Raw genomic sequence first — 1,586 nt, 5'->3', positions numbered from 1 at the left:
CTTTCCGGCGGCGCGCGACTACGACGTGCTTGTGCCGCTCGGCGCCCCCTGGGGCGCGTGGGACGACGCGTGCATTGGCAACTGGCTCGTGCCCGAAATCGCGTGGTTGCGTGACGCTGTTGAGAGCGGGATGCCCGTGCTGGGCATCTGCTTCGGCGGTCAGTTGCTCGCCCGAGCGCTCGGCGGCTCGGTGGCGCCCGCCCCCCGCGGCGAAATCGGCTGGACTGCGGTGTGGAGCGACCGCCCCACTCTCGTCGGCGCCGGCCCGTGGTTTCAGTTCCACTACGACCGCTGGGTCGTGCCACCCGGAGCCGTCGAGATCGCGCGCACGCCCGCGGCCTCTCAAGCCTTCGTCGTGGGCCGCTCGCTCGCCGTGCAGTTTCACCCCGAGCTCGATGCGGCGGGGCTGCAAGGCTGGCTTGACTGGGGTGGGGCATCCAAGGTCGAAGAGAACGGCGACGACCCTGCGGTCATGCTCGCCCAGACGCGCGCGTTCGAAGCAGCCGCGCGCGAGCGCACGTTCGCGCTCGTCGACGCCTTCTTGACCGACGTCGCCGAGCTGCTCCCCCGCCCCTAGCGCCTCGGCGTCACCGCAGGCGTCGATCGGTCACTCGTTGCGACGCGCTCAGCGTGACACGTCAACGAGTGACCGATTGACAGGGTTTGCGGTCAGAACGGCCTAGGCGACCCGAACCGGCATGCGCTTGATGCCGTGCACGAAGTTGCTGCGCAGGTAGTCCAGGTCGCCGGCGTGCTCGAGCGTGACGTCGCGCGTGAGCAGGTCTTCGAACATGATGCGCAGTTCGATGCGGGCGAGCGCGTTGCCGAGGCACATGTGCGGGCCTCCGCGGCCGAATGACATGTGCTCGTTGGGGTTGCGCGTCACGTCGAAGCGGTAGGGCTCGTCGAATACGGCCGAGTCGCGGTTGCCCGAGGCGAACCACACGACGACCTTTTCGCCCTCGCTGATCTGCGTGCCCGAGAACTCGACGTCTGTCGTCGCCGTGCGACGAAAGTGGTAGACGGGCGAGGCGTAGCGCAAGAACTCTTCGACGGCCCACGGAATGAGCGAGGGGTCGTTGCGCAAGATCTCGAGCTGCGAGGGGTTGTTGAGGAGGTTGTTCATCGAGTGCGTGATGGTGTGACGCGTGGTCTCGTTGCCGGCCACGACGAGCAGCAAGAAGTTGGTGTTGAACTCGTGCTCGCTCAGCTGCTGACCGTCGCTCGGCACGCCATCAGCGAGAAGCGTGATGAGGTCGGTGCCGCCCTTGCCGCGACGCTCGGCGGCGAGGTGCTTGCCGTATTCGTAGACCTCGATCGCCGCGGGCGAGCGGAACGGCACGTGCTTGTATTCGTCGCTGTCGGCCGAGCCGATGAGCACGTCGGCGTGCTCGGGGTCGGTGTTGCCGACCATGCGGTTACCCCACTCGATGAGCTGCCCCGTGTCGCTGTCGGGCACCCCGAGCAGACGCGCGAGCACCCGGATCGGAAAGTCGGCGCTCACCTCGTCGACGAAGTCGAACTCCTTCTTCGCGAGCGCAGCATCCAGAGTCTTCGCGGTGATGCCGCGCAAGAAGGTCTCGTAC

The 1,586-nt window shown here is 67.3% G+C and carries 2 protein-coding genes; one reads left to right on the top strand and one right to left on the bottom strand.

What is annotated here, in order from left to right; genetic code table 11:
* Positions 1 to 577 (top strand): type 1 glutamine amidotransferase (locus SFU54_RS01900; RefSeq protein ID WP_319014625.1); only part of this gene is annotated, 577 nt, incomplete at its 5' end.
* Positions 578 to 679: 102 nt separating this feature from the next.
* Here the strand turns inward: SFU54_RS01900 and SFU54_RS01895 are convergent.
* A partial coding sequence (locus tag SFU54_RS01895) for a cytochrome P450 (RefSeq protein WP_319014624.1) occupies positions 680 to 1,586 on the bottom strand: 907 nt, incomplete at its 5' end.

This window comes from Microcella sp., from assembly GCF_033763155.1.
Taxonomy (GTDB): domain Bacteria; phylum Actinomycetota; class Actinomycetes; order Actinomycetales; family Microbacteriaceae; genus Microcella.
This window is presented reverse-complemented; position numbering and strand designations above follow the sequence as displayed.